The sequence below is a fragment of the Streptomyces sp. NPDC059443 genome (assembly GCF_042750105.1).
Taxonomy (GTDB): Bacteria; Actinomycetota; Actinomycetes; order Streptomycetales; family Streptomycetaceae; genus Streptomyces.
The window spans coordinates 30964-56777 of the sequence record NZ_JBHYVM010000014.1 but is presented as its reverse complement, the minus strand read 5'-3'; the positions used below and the strand labels follow the sequence as shown (position 1 = coordinate 56777).

Sequence of the window (25814 nt, the reverse complement as noted above, 5' to 3'; positions counted from 1 at the left end):
TCAGCTCTGGCTCAGTTCCGCTCCCTCGTGGGGATCAGAAGGTGAGCTTCCAGCTGTTGATGTAGCCGGTGTCCAGGGCGGCCATGTCGGCCACCCGGAGCTTCCAGGTTCCCGCCGCGGCCTTGGCCGAGGCGTTGACCGTGAAGGTCTGGTCGATGTTGTCCGCGCTGCCGCCGGTGCGGTTGCGCAGGTTGAAGACGGTGCCGTCGGGGGCGACGAGGTCGACCTTCAGGTCACCGACGTAGGTGTGGACGATGTGCACTTCCACCTTGAGGGTGCTCGGGGCGTTGCCCGTGCGGTTCACCACGATCGGGGACTCCACCGTGGAGTTGTCCGCGATCTGGTAGTCGTTCGTGTTCTCGAACACGCTCTGCTGCGAGGTGCCGACCGTCCAGACGAGGGAGGCCGTACCGGTCTGGTTCGCCGAGTCCGTCACCGTGATCGTCGTGTTGTACGTACCGGCGGTGGAGGCGGTCCCGGAGATCAGGCCGGTCGAGGAGTTGATCGACACACCGGTCGGCAGACCCGTGGCCGAGTAGGTCAGGGCGCCGGCGTTGGTGCTGCTGGCCTGGACCTGGAGGCTGACGGCGCTGCCCGTGACGGTGTTCTGGTTACCGGGGTTGGTGACCGTGACGCCCTGGACGACGCGGGGGCCGACGTTGATCGCGGCCCAGGCGTTGGCCACGTTGTTGTACGTGGTCGAGCCCAGCCCGTAGAGGTCGGCGGCGGCCTTCAGCGTCTGGGTGCGGGCGTCGGCGTAGTTGGTGGTCGACTTGAAGTAGCCGACCGTCAGCGCGCGGAACCAGATCTTCGAGGCGGCGTCGCGGCCGACCCCGGTGACCGGGAGTCCGTCCGAGGTCGGCGAGTTGTAGCTGACCCCGTTGATGACCTTGGCGCCGGAGCCCTCGGAGGCCAGGTAGAACCAGTGGTTGGCCGGGCCCGAAGAGTAGTGGACGTCGAGGTTGCCGACGCCCGAGTACCAGGCGTCCGCGGAGCTGCCGTCCTTGCTCGGCTTGTCCTGGTAGCGCAGCGGGGAGCCGTCGCCGTTGATGTCGATCTTCTCGCCGATGAGGTAGTCGCCGACGTCGGTCGGGTTGTTGGCGTAGAACTCGACGGAGGTGCCCATGATGTCGGAGGTGGCCTCGTTCAGACCGCCGGACTCACCGCTGTAGGCCATGTTGCCGGTGACCGAGGTCAGACCATGGGTCATCTCGTGCGCGGCCACGTCGATCGAGGTCAGCGGGTGGGTGTTGCTGGTGCCGTCGCCGTAGGTCATGCAGAAGCAGGTGTCGTCCCAGAACGCGTTGACGTACGCGTTGCCGTAGTGGACCCGGCTGTACGGGGCCACGCCGTCGTTGCGGATGCCGTTGCGGCCCATGACGTTCTTGTAGAAGTCCCACGTCAGCTGGGCGCCGTAGTGGGCGTCCGCGCCGGCGGTCTCCCGGCTGGAGGCGGCGCCGGTGCCCCAGATGTCGTCCGGACCGGAGAACAGCGTGCCGGTGCCGGAGCTGCCCCCGTTGAGGTCGTACGTCTTGTGGTTGCCGCGCCCGGTGTCGGTCAGCGTGAAGTTGCTGCCCGAGGCCGCGGTGCCCAGCGTGACCTGGCCGCTGTACATGGTGTTGCCGGTGCCGGTCTCGATGGCCTGCCACTGGGAGATCTTGGCGCCGGTCTTGGCGTTGGTGATCACGTGCAGCTGGCTCGGGGTGCCGTCGTCCTGGAGGCCCCCCACGACGGTCTCGTACGCGAGGACGGGAGCGCCGTCGGCGGCCCAGATCACCTTGCGCGCGCCCTTGGCGGCCTTGGCCTCCTTCGAGCCCGCGGCCGAGGCGGCGGAGACGGCCTGGCCCTCGGCGGCGGCCGTGGTGACCGTCGCGGTGGTGTCGGCGACCTTGATCTCGTGGTTCGTGGCCTTGGTGATGCTCTTGGTGACGCCGCCCTTGGCGTGGACGGTCAGGTCACCGCCGAGCACCGGGAGTCCGCCGTAGGTGCGCTCGTAGGTGGTGTGCGTGGTTCCGTCCGCGTCCTTGACGACATCGCGGACGACCAGCTTCTCCTGGTCGCCGAGACCGAGGGCCTTCGCGGCCTGGACGGTGGTCGAGTTGGCGTCGGCTATGAGCGTCGCACGCTCGGAGGGGCTGAGCTGGTAAGCAGCTGCGCCTGGGTTGGCCTGGGCGACCGAACCGGCCTTCGACGCGGTGGCGTCGGCGGTGGCCGTACCGGTCTGGATGCCTACGGCGAGCATGGCGGCCGCGGCAACAAGCGCGCCGGCCGTGGTGGCACGCCGCTGGGGGGTGAGACTCAACGCAGACTCCTTCTGCAAGGGGGGTTCCGGATGGCTGGGTGGGCCTCCGGGCAGATCGGGCTGGTGCGAAGAACGGTCGAAGAGTGCCATCTGAGAGATGTGATGTCAGGGCCGCGTCAAAAGGTTGGCTGGAAACGGTCCGTTGTCCGAAGCGACGTATCCGGTATCCGGAACATTCACCTGAGTGTGCGAGAGAAGCGCCCAATATCCGGAATGCGTCATACCGACCACTAACGCTCGGACAACAAGACGTCCGGTTCCCTGAAACGGCAATTACCGTACGGGCGTTTGTCGTACTGTTTCCCGGTGCGTCAGATGTCCACTGCCCGGGGAAGCCGCGGACTCGCGCCACTGTCATAAACCACGTGCCAGGGGGGGCCCATGAGGCATGTCCATATTCCTGTGCAAAGAGTGGCCAGAACAGCCAAAGAGGCTGTTGTGCCGGCCCGGAAGCTCGGAGACAAAGCGCGCTGGTACCTGCCCGCCGCAGTCACCGCCGACTTAGTCGGCGCGGGCCTGCCCGTCGGCCTGGTCTTCGAGGCCGCGCAGCAGGCCAGACCCGGTTACTGCGCCCTCGGCGCCGCCGTCGCCTGGACCGGAGTGCAGGCGCTTCGGAGGCGGTACGCGGCCCGTGTGCTCGGGGAGTCCCGGGGTGTTCTGCCGGTCGTACACGACTGGCTGATTCTGATCGGTGTACTCGCCGTGGCCCGCGTGGTCACCGGTGAGAACACCCCCCGGCTGTCCGCGCTCGGCGCCCTGCTGCCCGCTCTGCTCGTCACCGTCGCCTGCCATAAACTGACCTACCGCCACCTCTCCGCCGCCCGGCGCGAGGCCCAGGCCGTGAGCCGGGTACTGGTGGTCGGCGAGCCCGACGCCGCCGAGTCCGTCATCGGACACCTCGCCGCGCGCACCGACCACCCGTACGTGGTCGTCGGCGTCGTCCCCGTCGGGCCCGGCGAGATCGCCAGCGGGGTGCCCGTCGCGGCCCGGCTCGGCCCGGCGATGGCGCCGACCCCGCACGGGGACTCCGGCGCCGTGCTCGGCGCGGTCGCCGCGCACAACGCCGACCTGGTGCTCGTCGCCCCGGGGGCGCGGCTCGCGGGGGATCGGCTGCGCCGGATCGCCTGGGCCCTGCACGACGCCGGGCTGGAACTGGCGGTCTTCCCCGGACTGGTGGAGGTCTCCGTCAAGCGGCTGGAGACCCTGTCCGCGGGCGGCCTGGCCGTGCTCCGGGTGGCGCCGCCGGTGAGCGGGGGCGTGCAGAGCGTGCTGAAGTCCGTACTGGACCGGGTGGCGGCGGCGGTCGGGCTGGTGCTGCTCTCGCCGGCGTTCCTCGGAACGGTCCTCGCGATCCGGCTCGGCTCGCCCGGGCCCGCCTTCTACCGGCAGCGGCGCATCGGGCGGGACGGAGTCCCGTTCGTCATGTGGAAGTTCCGCACGATGGTCGTGGACGCGGACGCGCTGAAGGCCGAGTTATCCGGATCCAACGAGAACGACGGCCTGATGTTCAAGATGCGGCGCGACCCCCGGGTGACCCGGATCGGCCGGCTGCTGCGCCGCACCTCCATGGACGAACTGCCACAGCTGATCAACGTGGTGGCCGGGAACATGTCGCTGGTCGGCCCGCGTCCGCCGCTGCCCGAGGAGGTGGCGAAGTACGACGAGGTCGAGCTGCGCCGGCTCACGGTGCGGCCGGGGATGACCGGGCTGTGGCAGATCAGCGGCCGGTCCGACCTGTCCTGGGACGAGACGATCCAGCTCGACCTGCAGTACGTGGACAACTGGTCCTTCACCAGTGACGTGGACCTCATGGGCCGCACGCTCCGAGCCGTGGTCGACGGACGAGGAGCGTACTGAGGGCCGTTGCTCCCGGCCCGGCGCGGTCGGTCGCGTCCAGATGGCCGAATTCACCGGGACCACAGTCGAATCGGCCATTCGGCAGGCCGAGGACCAACGGGCGGGGGGCAGGTGTCCGCATTGACCGCCGAGGCCATATATTTCACCTACGATTCGCCGTGTCCCGGTCATTCGCGCAGCTGTACGCGGGTGTGGCCGGACTAAACCTGCCATACGTCCGTAGTGCACCCTCCGCCCTCACGCGAGCCCTGGTCTGCGCCAGCACGTATGGCTGTTCGGGTAGTTCCAGCCGTTCAAACCGGGCCATTGCCCTGGGGGGCTCATGCGTAGATCCAGAGGGCTGGCTGCCGCCCTCGCCCTGGCGCTGGCCGGGGCCGGCACCGGGATAGGCCTCGTGCTGATACCGCAGGCGTCGGCCATCACGCAGCCCGTGGCCTTCACCGCCGACAACCTGCCGACGTGGCAGCCGAACGGCACCGTCTTCGCCATGGCCCAGGCCAACGGCACGGTCTTCGCCGGTGGCACCTTCTCGGCCGTCCGCCCGCCCGACGGCGCCGGCGGAGCCGAGCAGGAAGCCGTGAACTTCGTCGCGCTCGACGCGGCGACCGGAGCCCCGAGCTCCTGCAAGCTCTCCTTCACCGTCGACGAAGGCAGCGCGACCGTGCGCGCGCTGACGGTCTCGAAGGACAAGAAGACCCTGTACGCGGCCGGCTACTTCGGCGCCGTCAACGGCACCCCCGTCTCCAGCCTCACCGCCATCAACATCAAGACCTGCACCCCCAAAGCCTCGTTCCACCCGAGGTTCCCGGCCACCGTGCGCGCGCTCGCCGTCTCCGACGACACCCTGTACGCGGCCGGAGACTTCAGCACCGTCGAGGGCGCGCCCCGCGAGCGGTTCGCCGCGGTCGACGCCGCCTCCGGTGCGCTCCTGCCCTTCGTCGCCAACGCCGACGAGCCCGGCCGCGCCATCGAACTCAGCGACGACGGCAAGAACGTCCTGCTGGGCGGCGACTTCTTCACCGTCAACGGCGCCAAGAGCCACGCGCTGGCCGTCGTGAACGCCACCACCGGCGCCGTCGGCAAGACCTACGGCACCATCCCGCCGAACTCGGTCGTCACACACATCGCGGCCGACGCCACCGGCTACTACACCGGCAACGAGGGCACCGGCGGCGGTGCCTTCGACGGCCGCATCGGCCTCGGCACCGACTTCGGCGAGAAGTGGCGCGACCGCTGCCTCGGCGCGACGCAGTTCGTCCTGCCGTACGACGGAGTCCTCTACAGCTCCTCGCGCGCGCACGACTGCTCGCTGGAGGGCCAGTTCCCCGACGGCAGGCGCAACTCCCTCCTCGCCCAGCTGACCGACCACCCGGGCGCCGCGCCCGCGCCCGTGGGCGGATTCGTGCGCAGCCCCGCGAAGTTGGGCTGGCACCCCACCGCCGACGACGGTCCCGGCGGGGACATCGGCCCGCGCGTGATGGCCATCGCGGAGAAGAACGGCACCAAGTACATGTGGGTGGGCGGTGAGTTCACCCAGGTCAACGGAAGGCCCCAGCGGGCCCTGACCCGCTTCGCCTCCACCGGCGACGTCGGCGCCCCGACCACCCCGGTCCCCAGCGCGTCCAGCGTCAGGCCCGGCGAGGTCCAGGTCCGCTGGCGCGCCGGCTATGACCAGGACGACAGCAGGCTGACCTACCGGATCTACCGCAACGGTTCGACGACCCCGGTCGCCACCGTCAGCGCGGACTCCCTGGAGTGGCAGCGCCGACAGGTCTCGTGGACCGACACCACGGTCAAGGCCGGCGTGTCCTACAGCTACCAGGTGACCGCGACCGATGCCGCGGGCAACACCAGCGCCCTGTCGGCCGGCGCCTCGGTGACGGTCCCGCACTCGGTGATCGCGTACCCGAACCAGGTCCGCGCGGACGGCGCCAACCTGTACTGGCGCTACGACGACACCGTCAGCCCGTACGTCGCCGACTCCTCGGACGGCGGCAACACCGGCGGCGTCCAGCTGGGCGCCCCGGCGCTGCGCCAGACCCCCGGCGCCGTCACCGGAGCCAGCACGGCCATGGGCTTCAACGGCACCAGCCAGCAGGTGTACAGCGACCACCGCCAGACGGTCGGCAGCTCGTACTCCATCGAGACGTGGTTCAGGACGAACTCCACGCGCGGCGGCAAGCTGGTCGGCTTCGGCAACAACACCGACCGCAACAGCAGCGACGGCGACAAGCAGATCTACCTGTCCGACACCGGCCGGATCTTCTTCGGCGTCGACTCCGGTGGGGCGAAGACCGTCTCCACCGGTCCCCAGGACACGTTCAACGACAACAAATGGCACCACGTCGTCGCCACGCAGGGCCCGTCCGGTATGGCGTTGTACGTGGACGGCCAGTCCAAGGGCACGCTGGGAGTCACGGGCTCCCGGCAGTTCGAGGGCTTCTGGCACGTCGGCGGAGACAGCCTCGGCGGCTGGCCGTCCAGGCCGGCCGGCGACTTCTTCGCCGGCCAGATCGACGAGACGGCCGTCTACCCGAAGGTGCTGACCCAGGCCCAGGCCAAGAACCACTTCGACCTGGCCCAGGCGCCCACCGACACGGTCTCCAAGGTCAACGCGACCGAGGACACCTACATCGACCAGGGCGCACCCACCGCCGCCTACGGAGCCTCCACCTCGCTCGCGGTGCGCGGTACCTCGGCCTACGAGACGTACCTGCGCTTCGACACCCCGGCGGCCCCGGCCGGCCAGGTGCTGAAGTCCGCCGTGCTACAGGTCAAGACCACGACGGCGACGGGTGCCGGTACGACCGACACCGTCTCCGTGGTCCCGGTCACCGGCACCTGGAGCGGTACGGGCACCACCTTCAAGACGAAGCCGACCCTCGGCACCGCCCCGCTCGGCTCCTTCGCGGGCGTGCCGGACGGCTCGGCGGTGCGGACCGCGAAGCTGGACACGGCAGCGCTCTCCGCGGTGCTCGGCACCAGCTACAGCCTGGGCCTGACGAGCACGGGAACCGACCCGCTGTGGATCTGGTCCTCCGAGGCGAAGGCCGCGGACGCGATGCCGCAGCTGGTCCTCACCTTCGGCGCGAAGTGACCGCTCGGCGCGGTGCGGGGACCGGCCGGCCGCCGGCACGGCCGGGCTCCGCACACCCCTCTCATACGTACGGGAGCCACCTGATGTACCGACGCTCCGCAGCGGCCGCCGTCCTGCTGGCCGCCGCCCTGACGCTGACCGCCTGCGGTGCGGGCGGGGACGGCAGGGCCGAGGCCCCGGTCTCGAAGCCCAAGCCGCCGGCCGCGTCCCCGGTCGCCGATCCGGCGGACGCCCCGGCGGCGCCCGAGGCGGACTCCAAGCCGACGGGCCCCGTCCTGCCGGACACCAGGCTCACCCCGAAGACGGGCAGCTTCACCGCGGCGGAGAAGCGGTACCTGAGCGGGCGGGTTCCCGAGAAGACGGACCCGGCGGCCGTCCTCCAGGGCGGCCAGGAGTCCTGCCAGCGGGTGCAGCGCACCGCGAAGCGCGACCAGGACGCGGCGGTCGGCTCCCTCGTGGCCGGGGAGATCCCGGGCGCGAAGGACGCGATCACCTTCCTCTGCCCGGACCAGCTGCCGGTCCTCGCGGCGGCCGGGCAGGGCTTCCCGGACGGCACGAAGCGCTCCCCGTCGACGGGCACGTACCGCGCGCTGACCCGGAGTACCACGTGCAGCTGGGAAGCCAGGGGCAAGGACGGAGCCGTCCTCTCCTCGGGCCCGCAGACCCCGCCGAAGGCGGGCGACAAGATCACCACCACGATCCCGGCGGGCACGGCGGAGTTCGTCTCCAGCGGCTGCTACGCCTGGATCCCCTCTTCCTGACGCACCCCGGCGGCCGGGGGAGCCCGAAGCCGCGCCCCGGTCGCCGGCCGGCTCAGTCCACCACCTTCAGCAGCAGCACCGCGCGGGCCGGGACCGTCAGGGTCTCGCCCCCTCGGTGGCGGGTGGCGGGGGCCGCCGCCTGGTCCTCCCCGGAGGTGTCCAGGACCAGTTCGTACGACGAGGCCCACGGAGCCCCCGGCAGCACCCACGCCGCCGGCCGGTCCCCGGCGTGGAGCAGCGCCAGGAAACTGTCGTCCGTCACCTGCCGGCCCCGCTCGTCGCGGCCCGGGATGTCCCGCCCCGACAGGTACATGCCCACCGCGGAAGCCGGGGCGTACCAGTCCCGCTCGGTCATCTCCGCCCCCGCCGGGGTGAACCAGGCCAGGTCCCGCAGCCCGTCCGCGCCCTGCGGGTTCCCGGAGAAGAACGCCCGCCGCCTCAGCACCGGATGGGCCCGGCGCAGCTCCAGCAGCCGCCGGGTCAGCGACAGCAGCCCCTGCCAGGACGGGTCCGAGAGCAGCGACCAGTCCACCCAGCTCGTCGCGTTGTCCTGGCAGTACGCGTTGTTGTTGCCGCCCTGCGTCCGGCCGAACTCGTCGCCCGCCACCAGCATCGGCACCCCGGTCGACAGGAGCAGGGTGGTGAGGAGGTTGCGCAGCTGGCGGCGGCGCAGCGCCCCGATCCGCGCGTCGTCCGTCTCCCCCTCCGCCCCGCAGTTCCACGACCGGTTGTCGTTGGTCCCGTCCCGGCCGTCCTCCCCGTTCTCCTCGTTGTGCTTGGACTCGTAGCTCACCAGGTCGCGCAGGGTGAAACCGTCGTGCGCGGTGATGAAGTTGACCGAGGCGTACGGCCGACGCCCGCCCCACGCGTACAGGTCGCTGGACCCCGACAGCCGGTACCCCAGATCCCGTACGTCGGGCAGCGAGCCCCGCCAGAAGTCCCGTACGGCGTCCCGGTAGCGGTCGTTCCACTCCGTCCACAGCGGCGGGAACGCCCCCACCTGGTACCCGCCCGAGCCCACGTCCCACGGCTCGGCGATCAGCTTCACCCGGCGCAGCACCGGATCCTGGGCGATCACCGCGAGGAACGGCGACAGCATGTCCACGTCGTGCATCGAGCGGGCCAGCGCCGCCGCCAGGTCGAAGCGGAAGCCGTCCACCCCCATCTCCGTCACCCAGTACCGCAGCGAGTCGGTGATCAGCCGCAGCACGTGCGGGCGCCCGGCGTGCAGGGTGTTCCCGCAGCCCGTGTAGTCGGCGTACCGGCGCTGGTCCGACTGGAGCCGGTAGTACGCGCGGTTGTCGATCCCGCGCAGCGACAGGGTCGGGCCCAGCTCTCCGGCCTCCGCCGTGTGGTTGTAGACCACGTCGAGGATGACCTCGATCCCGGCCGCGTGCAGGGCCCTGACCATCCGTTTGAACTCGCCGACCTGCTGGCCCGCCGTGCCGCTCGACGAGTAGCCGGCGTGCGGGGCGAAGTAGCCGATCGAGTTGTAGCCCCAATAGTTGCGCAGCCCCCGGCGCAGCAGGTGGTCCTCGTGCGCGAACTGATGGACCGGCAGCAGCTCCACCGCCGTCACCCCGAGCCCGGTCAGGTGCTCGATCGCCGCCGGATGCGCGAGGCCCGCGTACGTACCGCGCAGGTGCTCGGGGATGCCCGGATGGCGCATCGTGAACCCGCGCACGTGCAGCTCGTAGATGACCGAATCGGCCCACGGGGTCTTCGGCCGGACATCGTCCGCCCAGTCGTCGTCATCGTGGACCACGACCCCCTTGGGGACGTGCGGAGCCGAGTCCCGGTCGTCGCGCACGGTGTCCGCGATGTACTGCTGCGGCCAGTCGCGGACGTGCCCGTACACCTCCGGCGGGAGGGTGCCGTAATCATTCCCCGGGGCCCCGTCCACGGCGCGGGCGTACGGGTCCAGGAGCAGCTTCGCCGGATTGAACCGGGCCCCCGTCCACGGGTCCCAGCGGCCGTGGACCCGGAACCCGTACCGCTGGCCGGGGCGCACGCCCGGCAGGAAGCCGTGCCAGATCTCGTGCGTGAGCTCCGTCAGGACGCACCGGGTCTCGGTCCCGTCCTCGTCGAACAGGCAGACCTCCACCGCCTCCGCGCCCTGTGCCCACAGCGCGAAGTTGGTCCCGGCGGCGCCGTCCGGGCCGCGGTGGAACCGGGCCCCCAGCGGATGCGAGGAGCCCGGCCACACCGGTGGTCCCGGGCGGGTACGGACCCGTGCCGTACGGCCCCTGAGCAGGCCGTTCAGCTGGCGGTGCCCGTTTCCGTTTCCGTTCCCCTGTCCGTTCCCGTTTTCGTTCCCGTCGTGCTCGTCCGCGTGCGGAACGGGCGCGGCCGTCCCGCCGCTCCCTACCTCACCCGCGACGGCTTCCACCGCCTCTTGCTCGGCTGCGCTCGACACTGCCCGCCTCCACGGCTCTCGGTACCGGCAGGGGTGGGGGAAGTGCGGCCCCGGCGTCCCGGCCAGGGCCCGCCCCCGTCTGGTCCTTCCCACTGTTCTGCCCGGACTGTTCTGCCTGGAACGTGGGCCGCACCCACGTTTCCCCCGGAGGGCCCCGGTCGTTGGAGGAACGTGACTCATCTGAAGAGGCGGGCAGGGGCGGGATTGGCCGCCGTGGCGGTGTGGGCGGGCCTCCTCGGAGGTCTGACCGGATGCACGGAGAACGGCGGCTCCCCGATCGAGATCCAGCTGCCCGGCAAACCAAGGTCACCGGACGAGGCGATCCGGATCACCCCGGACGACAACGCCAAGGGCGTCCCGGCCGAGGGCCCGCTGACGGTCCGCGTCCCCGAGGGCCGGCTCGAACGGGTCGTGGTCACCAAGGTGGAGGACGCCCAGGAGGACAAGGTGCCCGGCGCCATCGCGGACGACGGGCTCAGCTGGAGCCCCGACCCGGGGGCCGGACGGCTCGCGCTCGCGGCCAAGTACACGGTGGACGCGGTCGCCCTCGACGGGCACAACCGGCGCCAGGCCCGGCACACCACCTTCACCACCTACGTTCCCGAGGAGCGGTTCATCGGCTACTTCAAGCCGGAGAACCGCTCCACCGTCGGTACCGGCATGATCATCTCCTTCGGCTTCAACCGGTCCATCGAGCGGCGCGCCGACGTGGAGCGCGCGATCACCGTCACCTCCGATCCGGCCGTGGAAGTGGTGGGCCACTGGTTCGGCAACGAGCGGCTCGACTTCCGGCCCAAGCAGTACTGGAAGCCCGGCACCGAGGTCACGGTGAGGATGAAGCTGCGCGACGTGGAGGGCGCGTCCGGCTCGTACGGCATCCAGGACAAGACCATCCGCTTCACCGTCGGCCGCTCCCAGATCTCCACCGTGGACGCCGCCGCCCACACCATGGAGGTCCGGCGCGACGGCGAGCTGCTGTCCACCGTGCCGATCACCGCCGGAGCCCCCAAGAACACCACCTACAACGGCAAGATGGTGGTGATGGAGCTCTTCGATGTCACCCGGATGAACGGGCAAACGGTGGGCTTCGGCGGGGAGTACGACATCCCCGACGTCCCGCACGCCATGCGCCTCACCCGCTCCGGGACCTTCCTGCACGGCAACTACTGGACCAGCCCGGAGACCTTCGGCTCCGCCAACGCCAGCCACGGCTGCATCGGACTGCGCGACAACAAGGGCGGCGGCTCGGACACCCCGGCCGGCTGGTTCTTCGACCGCAGCATGGTCGGCGACGTGGTGGAGGTCGTGAACTCGCAGGACAAGACGGTGGCTCCGGACAACGGGCTGGGCGGCTGGAACATGTCCTGGACGGCGTGGGTGGCCGGCTCCGCCACCGGCTGAACCCAGCGCTGCGACCTGGGCAATCGAGTGATTGTCTTACCGGTTTGACGTAGTGGGGGAGTGTCGCTTCGTCCGCCGCGCCGCACCCCCCGCCCAGCCTGTGGAGGCCAGCAGCGCGCAGGAACGGACGGAGCGTCATGTCAGCAAGGAACTGGACCCTCGGGCCTCTCGGGCTCGCCATCGGGGCCGTACTGGCCGCGGGGGCTCCCACGGCCCTGGCGGCCCCACCGGTGCCGGCCCCCGATGGGCAGCCGCGGGCCCAGGCGGGCGCGGCCCAGATGCGCGCGGCCCCGGCGGGCGCGGCCCAGATGCGGGTGGCCCCGGCGCTGCGGGCCACCCTGCCCGACGGGCTCGGCCCCTGCATCGGACCCCGGTGCCCCGATCCGTTCCCGCCGATCGACGTCGGCAACGACCCCAAGGGCTACGACGAGGGCGTCAACATCTTCGTCGGCGGCGACTTCCTCGTCCGCGAGCGCGCCGCCGAAGCCGAGGGCAAGGTCGTCGTCCTCGGCAGCTTCGACCAGGACAAGGACCCCGCCGCGGGCCAGGCCTACAACATCGGCGTCGTCGGCGCCGGCTCCCTGGTCCGCCCCCCGGCGGGCTCCGACTACCTGGCCACCGGCGGCAACGTGCACATCGCCGCCGGCGAGCGGCTGATCTCCGACGCCGGCGTGGTCCGCCACGCGGGCGAGGCCCCCGGGCCCGGCAGGGTCACCGGAACCCTGACCAGGGACCCGAACGCGGTGGCCAAGTACGACGGCCTGCGCGACCGGCTCGAATACGCCAGCAAGTGCTACGCACGCGTCGACGGCCGGCCCCGCCCGACGACCGGCACGGCCGTCGTCGCCGGCGGCTTCGCCGTCTTCACCGGCGACAACACCTCCAAACTCCAGGTGTTCAACCTCGACGCCGACATCGCCGCCGCCAACGGGACCGGGGCCATCGGCATCCGCTTCGACCGCATCCCGTCGGACGCCACCGTCCTGGTCAACGTCCTCGGGTCCGCCCGCACCATCAGCACCTTCAGCGGCGGGATCACCGACACCGGCGACGCGTGGAACGGCTACCGCACCCGGCTGCTGTGGAACTTCCCCGACGCCGGGACGGTACGCCTGCTGGGCAGCGGCCAGTTCCAGGGCAGCGTGCTCGTCGGCGAACCGGCCTCGCTCGCCACCGTCACCGTGCCCGGGGTCAACGGCCGGTTCTTCACCACCGGCAACCTCACCCACACCAGCGCCGCGGGCGGTGGCGGCGGCCAGGAGTTCCACGCCTACCCCTTCAACGGCAACCTGCCGGACTGCGAGGGGACGGTGCCGCCCGTGGAGGGCCAGGTCTCCGTCCTCAAGGAGGACGGCGCGGGCAGGCCGCTGGCCGGAGCCACGTACGAGCTGTGGCGCGAGACCAACGGCATCGGCGGAGCCCAGTTCGGGCAACCGGGCGGCGACACCAAGGTCGGCGCCGACTGCGTCACCCCGGCGAGCGGCATCTGCTCCCGTACCGTCCCCGTCGGTACGTACTACTGGCGCGAGACCAAGGCACCGGCCGGCTACGAGCTCGCCGAGAACTCGATCGCCGAGCTGACGCTGACCGAGGAGAACGCCTCCGCCGGTGCGCGCGCCCGGATGGCCAACGCGAAGATCCCGGCCGCCGCCGAGGTGGTGCTGTGGAAGTCCGACAAGGACACCGGGGCCTTCCTGCCCGGGGCCCGCTTCGAGCTGTGGCGCGAGACCAACGACGTCCCGGGCCTGCAGACCGGGCAGCCCAACCCGGACGAGAAGCTCACCGGCTCCTGCACGACCGACGCGCAGGGCAGCTGCACGGTCCAGCTGCCGGTCGGCGAGAGGTACTACTGGCGGGAGACGCAGGCACCGCCCGGCTACGACCTGCTGAAGGACCCGGTCATCCCCTTCGACCTCGGCGAGGACGACGTGCGGTCCGGCATCACCGTCAACGTCCCGAACGAGAAGCCGAAGGAGCCCGAACACGACGGGACCATCAAGATCCTGAAGAAGGACGGGAAGACGAAGCAGCCGCTGCACGGTGCGGTGTTCGAGGTCTGGAAGGAGACCAACAACACCGAGGGCCTCCAGACCCGGGGCATCAACCCGGACCACAAGGTGTCCTCGGGCTGCGCCACCGACGGGGCGGGCGTGTGCGAGTTCACCGGCCTGGAGGACGGCTGGTACTACCTGGTCGAGACGGACGTCCCCGAGGGCTACGTCCTGCCGCCGAACCGCGTCACCGGTCCGCTCCACCTGGACGGGGAGACCCCGGACCACCGCCTGGTGATCACCCTCGACAACAGGCGCGACGACCACGGCAAGGGCAAGGGCAAGGGCCCCAAGCCGCCCAGGCCGCCCAAGCCGCACCCCAGCACCGGCTGATCCCCGGAGGGCTCCCCGGCCGGGCGGGCCTGCCCGGCCGGCCCGCCCGGGTGGGCCGCCCGGGTGGGCCGCCCGGGTGGGCCGCCCGGGTGGGCCGGTGACCCTACCGGCGCACCCGGCGCGCCGCGTCCGCCCGGCTCCGGTTGGCTCGGGTCCAGCGGCCCGGCCGGCGGGCGCGAGGAGGCCCGTATGACCACAGCCGACGCGGCGGCAGGCGCGATGGCCAGGGCGGCCCTCACGGCCGCGATCCTCGCGACGGCGGCCCTCGGCCCGGCGGCCCCGGCCGCGGCGGCCCGGGCGGACACGGACGCCGGAGCCCCTTCCGCCCCCGCGGCGGCCTGCACCGCCGGGACCGGCCCCTACCAGCGGGAGATGGAGGGGTACCTGAGGCGGAAGGCCGACGGGGTGCAGGACGCGGGGGACTGCGCGGCGATCCGCGAGTTCCAGCAGAACAACGGGGTACGGCCCGCGGACGGGTACGCCGGACTGGCCACTTACCGGACCATGGTCGCGGTGGCGGCCCGCGCGAACCCCAACGCGGACCACGGCTGCCCCGTCCGCCCGCACCGGGTGACCTGCGTGGACCTGGCACGGCAGCTGCTCTGGGTCCAGCGCGACAGCACGGTCGTCTTCCCGCCCGTACCCGTCCGCACCGGCCGGGACGACGAGGAGACCCGGCCCGGCTGGCACGAGGTCTACTGGCGCAACAAGGACCACAAGTCCACGCTCTACGACGACGCCCCCATGCCCTACGCCCAGTTCTTCGACGAGGGCCAGGCGCTCCACGGACGCCCCGGAGACCTCTACGCCCACGGCGGCTCCGCCGGCTGCGTCAACCTCTCCGTCCCCGACGCCGAACGGCTGTGGGACCTGCTCACCGAGGGCGATGCCGTCTACGTATGGGGGACCAAGCCCGGCACCGAGGGCTGACACGCCGACAACCCCGACTCTTGGGACGGAACGGTGACACGTTCGTGCCATCCCGTGATCCCCGCCTGTGATTTCCTGGCAATAAGCGCGCGACTGCCCGCGCGCGGGGGACATGGGGAGAACAAGAGTGAACCTGCAGCCGATATGCGGCCGCGCCCGCACCGGCCTGCCGGCCCTCCTGCTGGGCGCGGCCCTGCTGTTCACCACCGCCTGCAGTGGCGGTGGCGGCAACGGTGGTGGCGCCGGCGGGAGCGGTGGTGGTGGCAACGGGGGTACCGGAACGACCGGCACCGAGGCGTCGAAGGCCGTCGTGAGCATCAAGCCGGACGACGGGGCCAAGGAGGTCGCCACCAGCGGCGTCCTCAAGATATCGAGCACCGGCGGCAAGCTCAGTACGGTGACCGTCGCCGACACCAAGGGCAACGCGGTGGACGGCAAGCTCGCCGAGGACGGCGCGAGCTGGGAGCCCTCCCGCAACCTCGCCTCCGCCACCGAGTACAAGGTCCACGCGGTGGCCAAGGACGAGGCCGGCCGGGAGTCCGCGAAGGACACCACGTTCACGACCCTCACCCCGGCCAACACCTTCATAGGCCAGTACACGCCCGAGGACGGCGCGACCGTCGGCGTGGGCATGCCGGTCTCGATCAACTTCTCCCGCGGCATCACCAACCCCGAGGCCGTCGAGAAGGCCATCACGGTGACGGCCGAGCCGGCCGTACCGGTCGAGGGCCACTGGTTCGGCAACGACCGCCTCGACTTCCGCCCCGAGAAGTACTGGGCCGCCGGCACCAAGGTCACCCTGAGGCTCGCACTCGACGGGGTCGAAGGCCGCCCGGGGGTCTACGGCAAGCAGACCCGTACGGTCACCTTCACCATCGGCCGCTCCCAGGTCACCACGGTCGACGCCGCGGAGCACGAGATGCAGGTCGTCCGCGACGGCCAGGTGGTCAAGAACATCCCGATCACCGCCGGCGCCCCCGCGAACACCACGTACAACGGGCAGATGGTCATCAGCGAGAAGTACAAGGTGACCCGGATGAACGGCGCGACGGTCGGCTTCGGCGGCGAGTACGACATCTCCGACGTCCCGCACGCGATGCGCCTGACCAACTCGGGCACCTTCGTCCACGGCAACTACTGGGCCTCGTCGAGCACGTTCGGCAGCGAGAACGTCAGCCACGGCTGCGTGGGCCTGCGCGACGTGCGCGGCGCGGGCGACGACGACCAGCCGGCGGCGTGGTTCTACAACACCTCGCTGATCGGCGACGTGGTCATCGTGAAGAACTCCAAGGACAAGACGGTGGCCCCCGACAACGGCCTCAACGGCTGGAACATGGACTGGGCCGAGTGGATCAAGTAGTCCTCCGCGTCAAGTAGTCCTCCGTCGTACGGAGTCCGGGTGCGCCCGGTGCTGTGACCCACAGCACCGGGCGCACGTGCGTTAACCGGCGCTAACCTTCCCGTATGACCATCTCTCTCGAAGTCTCCGAAGGCGTCGGCACCATCCGTTTGGACCGGCCGCCCATGAACGCCCTGGACATCGCGACCCAGGACCGGCTGCGCGAGCTCGCGGTGGAGGCCACCGACCGGACCGACGTGCGTGCGGTCGTCCTCTACGGCGGCGAGAAGGTGTTCGCGGCCGGCGCGGACATCAAGGAGATGCAGACGATGGACCACGCGGGCATGGTCGCCCGGTCCCGCGGGCTGCAGGACGCCTTCACCGCCGTGGCCCGGATCCCCAAGCCCGTGGTCGCGGCGGTCACCGGCTACGCCCTGGGCGGCGGTTGCGAGCTGGCGCTGTGCGCCGACTACCGGATCGCCGGCGACAACGCGAAGCTCGGCCAGCCCGAGATCCTGCTCGGTCTGATCCCGGGCGCCGGCGGCACCCAGCGGCTGTCCCGGCTGATCGGCCCCTCCAAGGCCAAGGACCTCATCTTCACCGGCCGCATGGTCAAGGCCGAAGAGGCGCTCGCGCTCGGCCTCGTGGACCGGGTGGTGCCGGCCGCCGAGGTGTACGAGCAGGCGCACGCGTGGGCCGCGAAGCTGGCGCAGGGCCCGGCCCTGGCGCTGCGCGCGGCGAAGGAGTGCGTGGACGCGGGCCTGGAGGCCGACATCGACACCGGGCTGACCATCGAACGCAACTGGTTCGCGGGCCTGTTCGCCACCGAGGACCGCGAGCGCGGGATGCGCAGCTTCGTGGAAGAGGGCCCCGGCAAGGCCAAGTTCCTCTGAGACCGCTCGGTCCTCCCTGTGGGTGGATTAGCCAGGCCTTAAGGGAACCTTAAGGAGAATGAGTGATCCACTCAGGGTGATCACCTCCGTGCGGTGCGTTACCGCAGGTCAGGGTCGGTGCGGTGGCATCCGGATTGCCAAACGCATATGCCAAGACACCCCCTTGGAATCCATGATTCCGGGGGGTGTTTTCCTGCGGAACGGCCCGAACGGCCGTACCGGCCGTCCATGATGGGTGCATGGCGGGTCTGGAGGGTGTGGAACAGCCGCGGCAGCGCAGCAGCGCTTCCGCCGTGCGGCTCACGGCGGCCCCGGAAGACGAACAGGGCCTCAAGTTGCTGGAGTTGTACGGGAATCCAGCCGAGGCGGAAGTGACGCTGCCGTCCATGCCCGAATCGGCGGGCACGGCCCGCCGGCTCGCCCAGTGCGTGGTGGTGCGGCTCTGGGGGCTCTCGCCGCAGATCGCCGAGCACACCGTCCTGCTGGTCTCGGAGCTCGTCGGCAACGCCGTCCGGCACACCGGGGCCCGGTCCTTCGGTTTACGGATGCTCAGGCGCCGCGGCTGGATCCGCGTCGAGGTGCGTGATCCCTCGCGCGGGCTGCCCTGCCTGATGCCGGTCCACGAGCTGGACACCACCGGCCGGGGGCTCTTCCTGGTGGACAAGCTCTCGGACCGCTGGGGCGCGGACCTGCTGCCGCGCGGGAAGATCACCTGGTTCGAGATGCGGGTGGCCGACCGCTGACCGCCTGCCCCTGGAGCGCCGCCCCCTGGAACGCCAGAAACCCCCGGTCGCCGTGGTGGGGCGCTGTGGGGGTTTCATGGGTGTGCCGAGGATCGAAGGGGGTGTGATCCTCGGCAGGGACTTCGCTCGGGTCAACGGGAAGCCGTGATTCCGACTATGGCAGAAGAGGGACCAAATGCCAAAAGTCCCAAGTCGGGCATAAGTGTGCAAATAGTAAGAGTTTCTACCTAAATCTTAGGTGAGATGGGCCACTGGCCTCGTAATCAATGAATAAGTATCGATCGCTATGAGTGAATCGTTGACCACATAGCGGACGGACCCCCCGTCGGGCCGGATTGATCGAAGGTCCCGAATTGGGTCAATCATTACTTACAGGGGCATCCGCCCCTTAAATAGGCAGGTGCTCTGCTACCCGGACCGCCGATCCGCTCTCCTCGCCGGCGCGGCGGTCGCCGCCGGTGCCCTCACCGCCGCCTGCGGTACGGGCAGCCGTCCGGTGACACCGTCGCCGCCCGCGAAGGCCGCCCCGGACAAACCCGCCCCGGTCAAGGCGGCACCGGTCAAGGCGGCCCCCGCACCGCGCCGGTTCGCCGGACAGCCCGTCGAGATCGGAAACGGCCCGCGCGGGCGCCCCGCGGTCGCGCTGACCTTCCACGGCAACGGCGACCCCGCCATCGCCAAGGCGGTCCTCGCCGAGGCGGAGCGGGCGGGCGCGCGGGTCACCGTACTGGCCATCGGAACCTGGCTCGACGCCCACCCGGAGATGGCCCGCCGGGTCCTCGACGGCGGCCACGAGCTCGGCAACCACACCCAGCGCCACCTCGCGATCAACACCATGCCCGAGGCGGAGGCGTACGCCGAGATCACCGGCTGCGCCGACCGGCTCAAGCGGCTCACCGGGTCCATCGGCACCTGGTTCCGGCCGTCGCAGACCCAGTACGCCACCCCGCTCGTGCGAAAACTGGCCCAGCGGGCGGGCTACCCGCACGTCCTCTCGTACGACGTCGACTCCCTCGACTTCACCTCGCCCGGTGCCGCGGCCGTCATCCGCACCGTCATCGGCACGATCCAAGGCGGATCGGTGGTGAGCCTGCACTTCGGCTACGCGGACACGGTCGACGCGATGCCACCCCTCCTCGAAGAACTCGCGCGCCGCAAACTGCGCGCGGTGACCACCACGGAGCTGCTGACCCCATGACGACCACCCGACTTCCCCGCAAGGCCACCGCGCTGCTGGCCGGTCTGGTCCTCGCCGCCCTGGCCGGCTGCGGATCAGCCGACAAGGGACCCGCCGAGGCGCTCGGCTCGAAGGGGCCGGCCGTACCCGCCAAGGCCGTACCGGCCGTGCCGCCGGGCCTGGCCGGGATGCCGCCGCTCCTCGATCCCAACGACGTGTACGCCGCCGACCGGCCGAACAAGCTCTCCCCGGTGGTCAAGGACTTCCCGTCCCGCGTGTACGTACCGAACACCACCTCCAACACGGTGTCGGTCATCGACCCGGTGACGTACAAGGTCATCGACACCATCCCGGTCGGCGCCCAGCCCCAGCACGTGGTCCCCTCCTGGGACATGAAGACCCTCTGGGTCAACAACAACCGCGGCCACACGCTGACCCCGATCAACCCGGCCACCGGCGAGGCCGGCCCGCCCGTAGAGGTGCACGACCCGTACAACCTGTACTTCACGCCCAACGGCAAGTACGCGATCGTCATGGCCTCGATGGACAAGGAACTCGTCTTCCGCGACCCGCACACGATGGACCGGGTGAAGACCGTCCCGGTGAGCTGCTTCGGCGTCAACCACGCCGACTTCTCCGCCGACGGCCGCTACTTCATCGTGAGCTGCGAGTTCTCCGGCGAGCTGCTCAAGGTCGACACCGAGAAGATGGAGGTCATCGGCCAGCAGAAGCTGCCGTTCGAGGGCGCGATGCCGCAGGACGTCAAGGTCTCCCCGGACGGAAAGACCTTCTACGTCGCGGACATGATGGCGCACGGCATGTGGGTGCTCAGCGGCGACAAGTTCGACGAGCCCAAGCTGCTGCCCACCGGCAAGGGCTGCCACGGGCTGTACGTCAGCCGCGACTCCAAGGAGATGTACGTCTCCAACCGGGGCGAAGGGTCCATCTCCGTCTTCGACTTCAAGCAGAACAAGCTGACGAAGAAGTGGGAACTGCCCGACGGCGGCAGCCCCGACATGGGCGGGGTCTCGGCCGACGGCAAGGTGCTGTGGCTCTCGGGCCGCTACAACTCCGAGGTCTACGCGATCGACACCGTCACCGGCAAGGAGATCGCCAAGATCCCGGTGGGCGGCGGCCCCCACGGCCTCGCCGTGTACCCGCAGCCCGGCCGCTACTCGCTCGGCCACACCGGCATCTTCCGGTAGGAAGCCCGGTGCGCGCCGCGAAGGCGCCCCGGGAGCTCCGTGCGTACGGGCTCCCGGGGCGCGCCCCTCACCAGGCGACCGGGAGCCGCTCCGGGAGGCGCTTGATGAAGCCGGTGCGCCACACCAGGTTCTCCGCGGGCACCGCGAGCCGCAGCCCGGGCAGCCGCTCGACCAGCACCTCCAGCGCGATCTCGGCGTGCGCCCGGGCGAGGGCGGTCGCCGGGCAGAAGTGCCGTCCGGCGCCGAAGGCGAGATGGGCGCCCGGACTCTCGCGCTCCAGGTTCAGCTCGTCCGGGTGCTCGAAGGCCGCCGGGTCGAAGTTGGCGCCCTCCAGCAGGACGAGTACGAGCTCCCCCTCCTTGACCAGTACCTCGCCGACCTGGACGTCCGCCATGGCGATGCGCGGCAGCCCGTCGCCGACGGACAGGTTCCAGCGGAGCAGCTCGTCCACCGCCTTGCCCATGCGCTCTGGGTGCGCGCGCAGGTACCCGATGAGCTCGGGCCGTTGCAGCAGCGCGAGGACCGCGAGGGTCAGGAACGCGGAGGTGGAGACCGCGCCGGCGCCGAAGAGGGAGACGGCGACGGTGGCGAACATGTCGTCGGTCAGGTGCGCCGACTCCGGATCCGCCTCCCTCAGCCCGGCGAACGTGCCGAGTAGCCCCGTACGTTCCTCGGCGGGCAGCGCGAGCTGGACCCGGAGCCGCTCGGCGAAGTAGCCGACGTCCTTGTACCAGTTGAGCGCCGAGTCGGGGAAGGGCTCGCGCGCGGTCATGAACGCGACGTCCAGCCCCGACATCAGCCGCCGCCAGTCCTCGAACGGCACCCCCAGCACCTGGCAGTGCAGGGCCGCCGAGAACGGATCGGCGAACCCGGCCCGCAGGTCGGCGGGACCCCCCTCGGCCACGATCCCGTCGATGAGCTCCCCGGCCGCGGCGCGCAGCCGGTCCGCCAGGCCCTTCTGCCGCGGATTGAGCGCCTTCATGACCGCGTTGCGCAGTCCGGCGCTGTTGATGTTGCCCATGTTGTTGACGACCTCGGGCGGGATCGTCAGCGCGTACTGGCGCGGTACGCCGGCGTTCGCCGTGTCCCTGAGGCTGAAGCGCTCGTCCTCCAGCACCTGTCTGGCCAGCGCGTAGCTGCTCACCAGCCAGGCCGGATCCCCGGTGAGGGTACGGACCTTCGCGACCGGAGCCTTCTCGCGCAGCCAGGCGCACTCCTCGGGGAGCACGTCACCGCGCCGCGAGAGCGGGAAGTCGAGGAGCGGCTCGCCGGTCCGGGTCGGACCCTGTCCCTGTGGCTGCCCCTGCCCGGCGCCCTCAAGCTGCTCGACGGTCATCGGCGGTCCCTTCGGCTGGTGAGGTGGGCCTTACGACGGCATAAGCCTGGTTCCTGGTCGCGCGCAGTCCCCCGCCGCGGGCGAAGAGGACGTCCGTCAGCGGCATCTTGACGTGGTAGGCCGCCACCGAGGACGGCACGTCGAGAATGCTGGGGGTGTCGATGAAGAAGGGCAGTTCGGCTGCCATGTAATCGAAGCAGACCCGCAACTGCGAGTCCGTGATCGATTCACCTTCCGGCAACTTCGAACCGACAAAATGCAAGGCCATTTCCTCGCAGCCCTTGCGGAACTCGTCGTCGGTCTCCAGAAAATGCAGAACGCGCCGGTGGAGCAGCTGGTAGACGGGATTCCCCAGGAACTCCGAAAGCGCCCTCACGCGGATCTCGACGCTGGGGTTCCCCGATTCCTCGACGCCCTTGAGGATCCTGCGCCGGACCGCCTTTATCTCCTTCGCGGCACGCTTTCCGGCGTGCTCCTCGGTGTAGCCGAAGGCGGCGAACATCCGGTCCACGTGGAGGTCCGCGTAGACGAAGTCCACCTGTGCGAAGCGGGCCGTGGCCCATCGGGCGAGACTGCTGATGCGCTCGGAACTGAAGTAGCTGTTTCCAGGACTCACTCCGATGAGCACGTGGTCGCCGTCTTCCCAGATATGGCGGCAGGTGCGGGTGAAGGGCAGAACTTCGAATGATGCGTCAGCATGGATCGTCATCTGTGTGATCGCCCTTGTTGCCACTAGTCCCTGGGAGCCCTGCGCTCCTGGTGTGGCGGCAATGCCGGTACGTTATGCCGTGATCCCGGAGCGTGACAAGTGGAAGTTGGAATTGTTGGCAGTAATTATATATTCCACCCTACGGAAGGGTAATTGAATTCATATCTGCCGCCCGACCGGGACCCGGCGCGGGAGGGGTGTCCGGGTGCGGCTACCCTGAGCCGGTCAACAAGCACCAAGAAGGGGTGGACCCAGTGGCGGACATCGAGAGCGCACGGGCGACGTTCGGCAAGTTCGACGCGGACGGCGACGGCTTCGTCACGGCCGACGAGTACAGCGCTGCCATGAAGGCGATGGGTGACGCGTACGTCACCGGCGCGGTCGCGGAAGCCGTGATCGCCGCCAAGGACACCAACGGCGACGGCCTGCTGAGCTTCGACGAGTTCTGGGCCTCCCTGAACAAGTAAGCCCCGGGACAGGCCCCGCGCCGTCCCGCCGGCCCCCCGCCCGCCCCCCTGCCGGGGCAGGGCGCGGGGCCGGTCAGGCCGTGCCCCGGGCCTCTTCCGAGACCTCGGCTTCCATGCCCTCGGCTTCCATGTCCTCGACCTCGGCGAGCGCTTCCTCCAGCCAGGTCAGCCAGAAGCTCTCCAGGGCGATCCCGCCGTGCAGGACGAGCCGGCGCAGCCGGTCCTCGACGGAGTCCCGGCCCGGGGGGAAGTCCTTCGCCTCGATGGCCTCGTACTCCGCCAACTGGCTCCGGTGCAGGTTCAGATGGCGCCGCAGCTCGACCCCGAGTCCCTGCGGTCCGACCACGCCCGCGGCGCGGATCCGCAGCAGCAGGGGGTCGCGCATCGGCTTCGGGTCCTGGCTGTCGCCGACCCACCGGGCCAGCTCCGCGCTTCCGGCGGGCAGTACCTCGTACTCCTTCTTCTGCCCCCGTACGGGCACCTCGCTGGGCAGCGCCCGGATCAGCCCGGCGTCCTCCAGCCGGCCGAGCTCGCGGTAGATCTGCTGGTGCGTCGCGGACCAGAAGTACCCGATCGACTTGTCGAACCGCCGGGTCAGCTCCAGCCCGGACGAGGGCTTTTCGAGCAGGGCGGTGAGGATGGCGTGCGGGAGCGACATGCGGCCATCCTAGGTTCGGGCCGGATCCAGCACGGGTTCGGGCCGGATCCAGCACGGCGACGCCGCCCTGCTCCGGGCCCGGGCCCGTTCCCGGATGGATGCGGTCCGGTGGCCGTCGCGCCCGGCGGCGCCGAGGGTGGTGGCGTGGACTACTCCGACCTCACCGCCGTGTACGTCAACTGCACGCTCAAGCGGTCCCCCGAGCCCAGCAACACCGAGGGCCTGATCGCCAAGAGCCGCGCCGTGATGGAGGCCGCCGGAGCCCGGACCTCGCTCATCCGGGCCGTCGACCACGACATCGCCACGGGCGTCTGGCCGGACATGACCGAGCACGGTTGGGAGGAGGACCAGTGGCCGGTGCTCTACAGCCAGATCATGGACGCCGACATCCTCGTGCTGTGCGGCCCGATCTGGCTCGGGGACAACAGCTCGGTGATGAAGCAGGTCATCGAGCGGCTCTACGCCTGCTCCTCGATCCTGAACGAGCAGGGCCAGTACGCGTACTACGGGCGCGTCGGCGGGGCACTGATCACCGGGAACGAGGACGGCGTCAAACACTGCGCCATGAACATCCTCTACAGCCTCCAGCACCTCGGCTACGCGATCCCGCCGCAGGCCGACGCCGGATGGATCGGGGAGGCCGGGCCCGGACCCTCGTACCTCGACCCCGGCTCCGGCGGCCCCGAGAACGACTTCACCAACCGGAACACGGCCTTCATGAGCTGGAACCTCATGCACCTGGCGGCCCTGCTCAAACGGAACGGCGGGATCCCCGCGCACGGCAACCAGCGCTCGCAATGGGACGCGGGCTGCCGCTTCGACTTCCCCAACCCCGAGCACCGCTGACCCCCGGCCACCACGCACCCCCCCCAGGATCACCGGGGCCGCACCGGCCCCGCGCGGTACCTCACCTGGGCAGCAGGGCGTCCAGCTCGGCGTCGAGGTCGTAGTGGCGGTGCTCCTGGCCGCGCGGGACCATCGCGGTCAGCCGCCGGCACAGCTCGCGCACGTCCTTCGCGCGGGCGGACACCACGCAGCTCTGGCTGCCGTTGCTGAAGGCGAGGCAGATCCGAGGTTCGGTGCCCTGCCAGCGCGGCCACACCTGGATGTCACCCTCCCCGGTGGCGCAGGTCTGACCGTCGAGCAGCAGCTCCCGCGAGAACACCCAGTGCGCGAGGTGGAGTCCCGCGCCCTCGAAGTCGAGGGAGATCTCGTAGGGGCGGTCCGTGCGGTACACGAAGACGCCCCGCATCGGAATGGGAGCGGGGGCGGCCTCCAGCTGGAGCGGGAGGACCCGGTGTTCTGTGCCGGTCATACGGGCCGCCTCTCTCTCGGGGGTCGGGAAAACACACCCACTCGGGCAAGCTAGTCCACCCGAGGGCCTCATCCGCGGGGCAAAGGTCCCATCCGGACGGGTCCCTCGGCCTGTTTTCTCCCGAACGTGACAAGAACGCGACGAGCCCGCCCCGGAAAGGGGCGGGCTCGTCGCGTTCGTCGGGGTGATACGGGCTACGGCAGGGGGTTGTAGATGAAGGACTCGTGCGAGTTGGACTGGCCGATGGCGGTGAAGCCAGAACCGTTGGACTGCGCACCGTTGTTCTGGTTGGACGCACCGAAGCCGGAGGCGACCTGCTGAGCGGTGGAGGAGTTGCCGAGGTTGCTGCCGCCTACGCCGCTGCCGAGGATGTCGGCGAGGGCCGCGTTCGACGCGGTCCCGGCCGCACCGGCCCCGTTGTCGGCCCGGGCGACGCCGGAGAGCAGCGCGAAGGCGAAGGGGAGCGATGCGACAGCCGCCATCACGCGGATGCTGCGGGTGCTTGCCATGATTGAAGTCCTCCGGTTAAGCAAAAGGGCTGTGGTCCAAGACGGTTGGCCGAACCGCCGGGGGTGTGGACGCGACGTCGCACCTCCACCCTCGCGCAGGTGATCATCAAGAAACCAGCCCAGACCTGGTTGTTCCCCCTCAAGCGTGACCAACTCACACCCAAACCTCATATCCCCCCCAATCTCGAACTCAGTTACTGGCGTAACCCACCCAAGCGGGGGGGGGGGCGCGCCCCCGCGGGGGATGGGGGCGCGGGCCGGGGGGCGGCGGGGATCGGGGGCGGGAGGGGGGGCACAGATTATGAATGTCGCCCC

General features: G+C 70.5%; 20 protein-coding genes. 13 read left to right on the top strand and 7 right to left on the bottom strand.

Going from position 1 to position 25814, the window contains the following annotated elements:
- Window positions 1–34: 34 nt before the first annotated feature.
- Window positions 35–2302, bottom strand: coding sequence for a M4 family metallopeptidase (locus ACFXDJ_RS16025; RefSeq protein WP_384658748.1), 2268 nt, complete (start codon window positions 2300–2302; stop codon window positions 35–37).
- Between the two features lie 381 nt (window positions 2303–2683).
- On the opposite strand from ACFXDJ_RS16025, the gene ACFXDJ_RS16020 reads away from it, so the two are divergent.
- The 3 genes from ACFXDJ_RS16020 to ACFXDJ_RS16010 all read left to right on the top strand — a co-directional run bounded on the left by ACFXDJ_RS16020 (window position 2684) and on the right by ACFXDJ_RS16010 (window position 8017).
- Entirely contained in the window at window positions 2684–4159 is a 1476-nt protein-coding gene (locus tag ACFXDJ_RS16020) for a sugar transferase (protein ID WP_384658746.1), read from the top strand.
- Between the two features lie 322 nt (window positions 4160–4481).
- Window positions 4482–7256, top strand: coding sequence for a LamG-like jellyroll fold domain-containing protein (locus ACFXDJ_RS16015; RefSeq protein WP_384849244.1), 2775 nt, complete (start codon window positions 4482–4484; stop codon window positions 7254–7256).
- An 83-nt stretch (window positions 7257–7339) separates the two neighbouring features.
- Window positions 7340–8017, top strand: a complete 678-nt coding sequence (locus ACFXDJ_RS16010; protein WP_384658742.1) for a hypothetical protein — start codon at window positions 7340–7342, stop codon at window positions 8015–8017.
- A gap of 52 nt (window positions 8018–8069) precedes the next feature.
- Here ACFXDJ_RS16010 and glgX read toward each other — a convergent pair whose 3' ends face one another.
- Window positions 8070–10280, bottom strand: coding sequence for a glycogen debranching protein GlgX (gene glgX, locus ACFXDJ_RS16005; RefSeq protein ID WP_384658754.1), 2211 nt, complete (start codon window positions 10278–10280; stop codon window positions 8070–8072).
- Window positions 10281–10637: 357 nt separating this feature from the next.
- On the opposite strand from glgX, the gene ACFXDJ_RS16000 reads away from it, so the two are divergent.
- The 8 genes from ACFXDJ_RS16000 (at window position 10638) to ACFXDJ_RS15965 (ending at window position 20505) form a co-directional block, all read left to right on the top strand.
- Window positions 10638–11834, top strand: coding sequence for an Ig-like domain-containing protein (locus ACFXDJ_RS16000; RefSeq protein ID WP_384849241.1), 1197 nt, complete (start codon window positions 10638–10640; stop codon window positions 11832–11834).
- Between the two features lie 137 nt (window positions 11835–11971).
- Entirely contained in the window at window positions 11972–14218 is a 2247-nt protein-coding gene (locus ACFXDJ_RS15995; protein ID WP_384849238.1) for a choice-of-anchor A family protein, read from the top strand.
- Window positions 14219–14407: 189 nt separating this feature from the next.
- Window positions 14408–15148, top strand: a complete 741-nt coding sequence (locus ACFXDJ_RS15990) for a L,D-transpeptidase family protein (protein ID WP_384660704.1) — start codon at window positions 14408–14410, stop codon at window positions 15146–15148.
- Window positions 15149–15275: 127 nt separating this feature from the next.
- A complete protein-coding gene (locus ACFXDJ_RS15985) occupies window positions 15276–16508 on the top strand; it encodes an Ig-like domain-containing protein (protein ID WP_384660707.1) in 1233 nt (410 codons plus the stop codon).
- 104 nt (window positions 16509–16612) lie between these two features.
- Window positions 16613–17380, top strand: coding sequence for an enoyl-CoA hydratase/isomerase family protein (locus ACFXDJ_RS15980; protein WP_384660710.1), 768 nt, complete (start codon window positions 16613–16615; stop codon window positions 17378–17380).
- A gap of 239 nt (window positions 17381–17619) precedes the next feature.
- The gene (locus ACFXDJ_RS15975) at window positions 17620–18123 is read left to right on the top strand and encodes an ATP-binding protein (RefSeq protein WP_384660712.1); all 504 of its coding nucleotides are present in this window, start codon (window positions 17620–17622) and stop codon (window positions 18121–18123) included.
- Window positions 18124–18523: 400 nt separating this feature from the next.
- Window positions 18524–19321: a polysaccharide deacetylase family protein gene (locus tag ACFXDJ_RS15970; RefSeq protein ID WP_384660715.1), complete on the top strand. Its 798-nt coding sequence runs from the start codon at window positions 18524–18526 to the stop codon at window positions 19319–19321.
- Window positions 19318–20505, top strand: a complete 1188-nt coding sequence (locus ACFXDJ_RS15965) for a YncE family protein (protein ID WP_384660717.1) — start codon at window positions 19318–19320, stop codon at window positions 20503–20505. Before ACFXDJ_RS15970 ends, ACFXDJ_RS15965 begins: the two co-directional genes overlap by 4 nt.
- 67 nt (window positions 20506–20572) lie before the next feature.
- On the opposite strand, the gene ACFXDJ_RS15960 is transcribed toward ACFXDJ_RS15965, so the two are convergent.
- Window positions 20573–21841 carry a cytochrome P450 gene (locus ACFXDJ_RS15960; protein WP_384660720.1) on the bottom strand — a complete coding sequence of 423 codons (1269 nt, stop codon included), beginning with the start codon at window positions 21839–21841 and terminating at the stop codon, window positions 20573–20575.
- On the bottom strand, window positions 21822–22550 hold the full coding sequence (locus ACFXDJ_RS15955) for a tRNA-dependent cyclodipeptide synthase (protein ID WP_384660723.1): 729 nt from the start codon (window positions 22548–22550) through the stop codon (window positions 21822–21824). The genes ACFXDJ_RS15960 and ACFXDJ_RS15955 overlap by 20 nt, the downstream gene beginning before the upstream one ends.
- Window positions 22551–22804: 254 nt before the next feature.
- On the opposite strand from ACFXDJ_RS15955, the gene ACFXDJ_RS15950 reads away from it, so the two are divergent.
- Complete coding sequence (locus ACFXDJ_RS15950) at window positions 22805–23017, top strand: EF-hand domain-containing protein (RefSeq protein ID WP_330298674.1); 213 nt, start codon at window positions 22805–22807, stop codon at window positions 23015–23017.
- 73 nt (window positions 23018–23090) lie between these two features.
- Here ACFXDJ_RS15950 and ACFXDJ_RS15945 read toward each other — a convergent pair whose 3' ends face one another.
- The gene (locus tag ACFXDJ_RS15945; RefSeq protein ID WP_384660726.1) at window positions 23091–23675 is read right to left on the bottom strand and encodes a PadR family transcriptional regulator; all 585 of its coding nucleotides are present in this window, start codon (window positions 23673–23675) and stop codon (window positions 23091–23093) included.
- Between the two features lie 108 nt (window positions 23676–23783).
- Here ACFXDJ_RS15945 and ACFXDJ_RS15940 point away from each other — a divergent pair, with 108 nt between their 5' ends.
- A complete protein-coding gene (locus ACFXDJ_RS15940) occupies window positions 23784–24521 on the top strand; it encodes a flavodoxin family protein (protein WP_384660729.1) in 738 nt (245 codons plus the stop codon).
- Between the two features lie 61 nt (window positions 24522–24582).
- Here the strand turns inward: ACFXDJ_RS15940 and ACFXDJ_RS15935 are convergent, their stop codons facing one another.
- Window positions 24583–24990: an SsgA family sporulation/cell division regulator gene (locus ACFXDJ_RS15935; RefSeq protein WP_384660731.1), complete on the bottom strand. Its 408-nt coding sequence runs from the start codon at window positions 24988–24990 to the stop codon at window positions 24583–24585.
- A gap of 194 nt (window positions 24991–25184) precedes the next feature.
- Window positions 25185–25499 (bottom strand): hypothetical protein, encoded by a 315-nt coding sequence (locus tag ACFXDJ_RS15930; RefSeq protein ID WP_384849235.1) that lies wholly within the window; start codon window positions 25497–25499, stop codon window positions 25185–25187.
- Between the last annotated feature and the right edge of the window lie 315 nt (window positions 25500–25814).

Bases quoted from the DNA above. Each gene is read 5' to 3' on its own strand.
- ACFXDJ_RS16020 (WP_384658746.1), top strand. From the start codon at position 2,684: ATGAGGCATGTCCATATTCCTGTGCAAAGAGTGGCCAGAACAGCCAAA.
- ACFXDJ_RS16015 (WP_384849244.1), top strand. From the start codon at position 4,482: ATGCGTAGATCCAGAGGGCTGGCTGCCGCCCTCGCCCTGGCGCTGGCC.
- ACFXDJ_RS16010 (WP_384658742.1), top strand. From the start codon at position 7,340: ATGTACCGACGCTCCGCAGCGGCCGCCGTCCTGCTGGCCGCCGCCCTG.
- ACFXDJ_RS15995 (WP_384849238.1), top strand. From the start codon at position 11,972: ATGTCAGCAAGGAACTGGACCCTCGGGCCTCTCGGGCTCGCCATCGGG.
- ACFXDJ_RS15990 (WP_384660704.1), top strand. From the start codon at position 14,408: ATGACCACAGCCGACGCGGCGGCAGGCGCGATGGCCAGGGCGGCCCTC.
- ACFXDJ_RS15980 (WP_384660710.1), top strand. From the start codon at position 16,613: ATGACCATCTCTCTCGAAGTCTCCGAAGGCGTCGGCACCATCCGTTTG.
- ACFXDJ_RS15975 (WP_384660712.1), top strand. From the start codon at position 17,620: ATGGCGGGTCTGGAGGGTGTGGAACAGCCGCGGCAGCGCAGCAGCGCT.
- ACFXDJ_RS15965 (WP_384660717.1), top strand. From the start codon at position 19,318: ATGACGACCACCCGACTTCCCCGCAAGGCCACCGCGCTGCTGGCCGGT.
- ACFXDJ_RS15960 (WP_384660720.1), bottom strand. From the start codon at position 21,841: ATGACCGTCGAGCAGCTTGAGGGCGCCGGGCAGGGGCAGCCACAGGGA.
- ACFXDJ_RS15955 (WP_384660723.1), bottom strand. From the start codon at position 22,550: ATGACGATCCATGCTGACGCATCATTCGAAGTTCTGCCCTTCACCCGC.
- ACFXDJ_RS15945 (WP_384660726.1), bottom strand. From the start codon at position 23,675: ATGTCGCTCCCGCACGCCATCCTCACCGCCCTGCTCGAAAAGCCCTCG.
- ACFXDJ_RS15935 (WP_384660731.1), bottom strand. From the start codon at position 24,990: ATGACCGGCACAGAACACCGGGTCCTCCCGCTCCAGCTGGAGGCCGCC.
- ACFXDJ_RS15930 (WP_384849235.1), bottom strand. From the start codon at position 25,499: ATGGCAAGCACCCGCAGCATCCGCGTGATGGCGGCTGTCGCATCGCTC.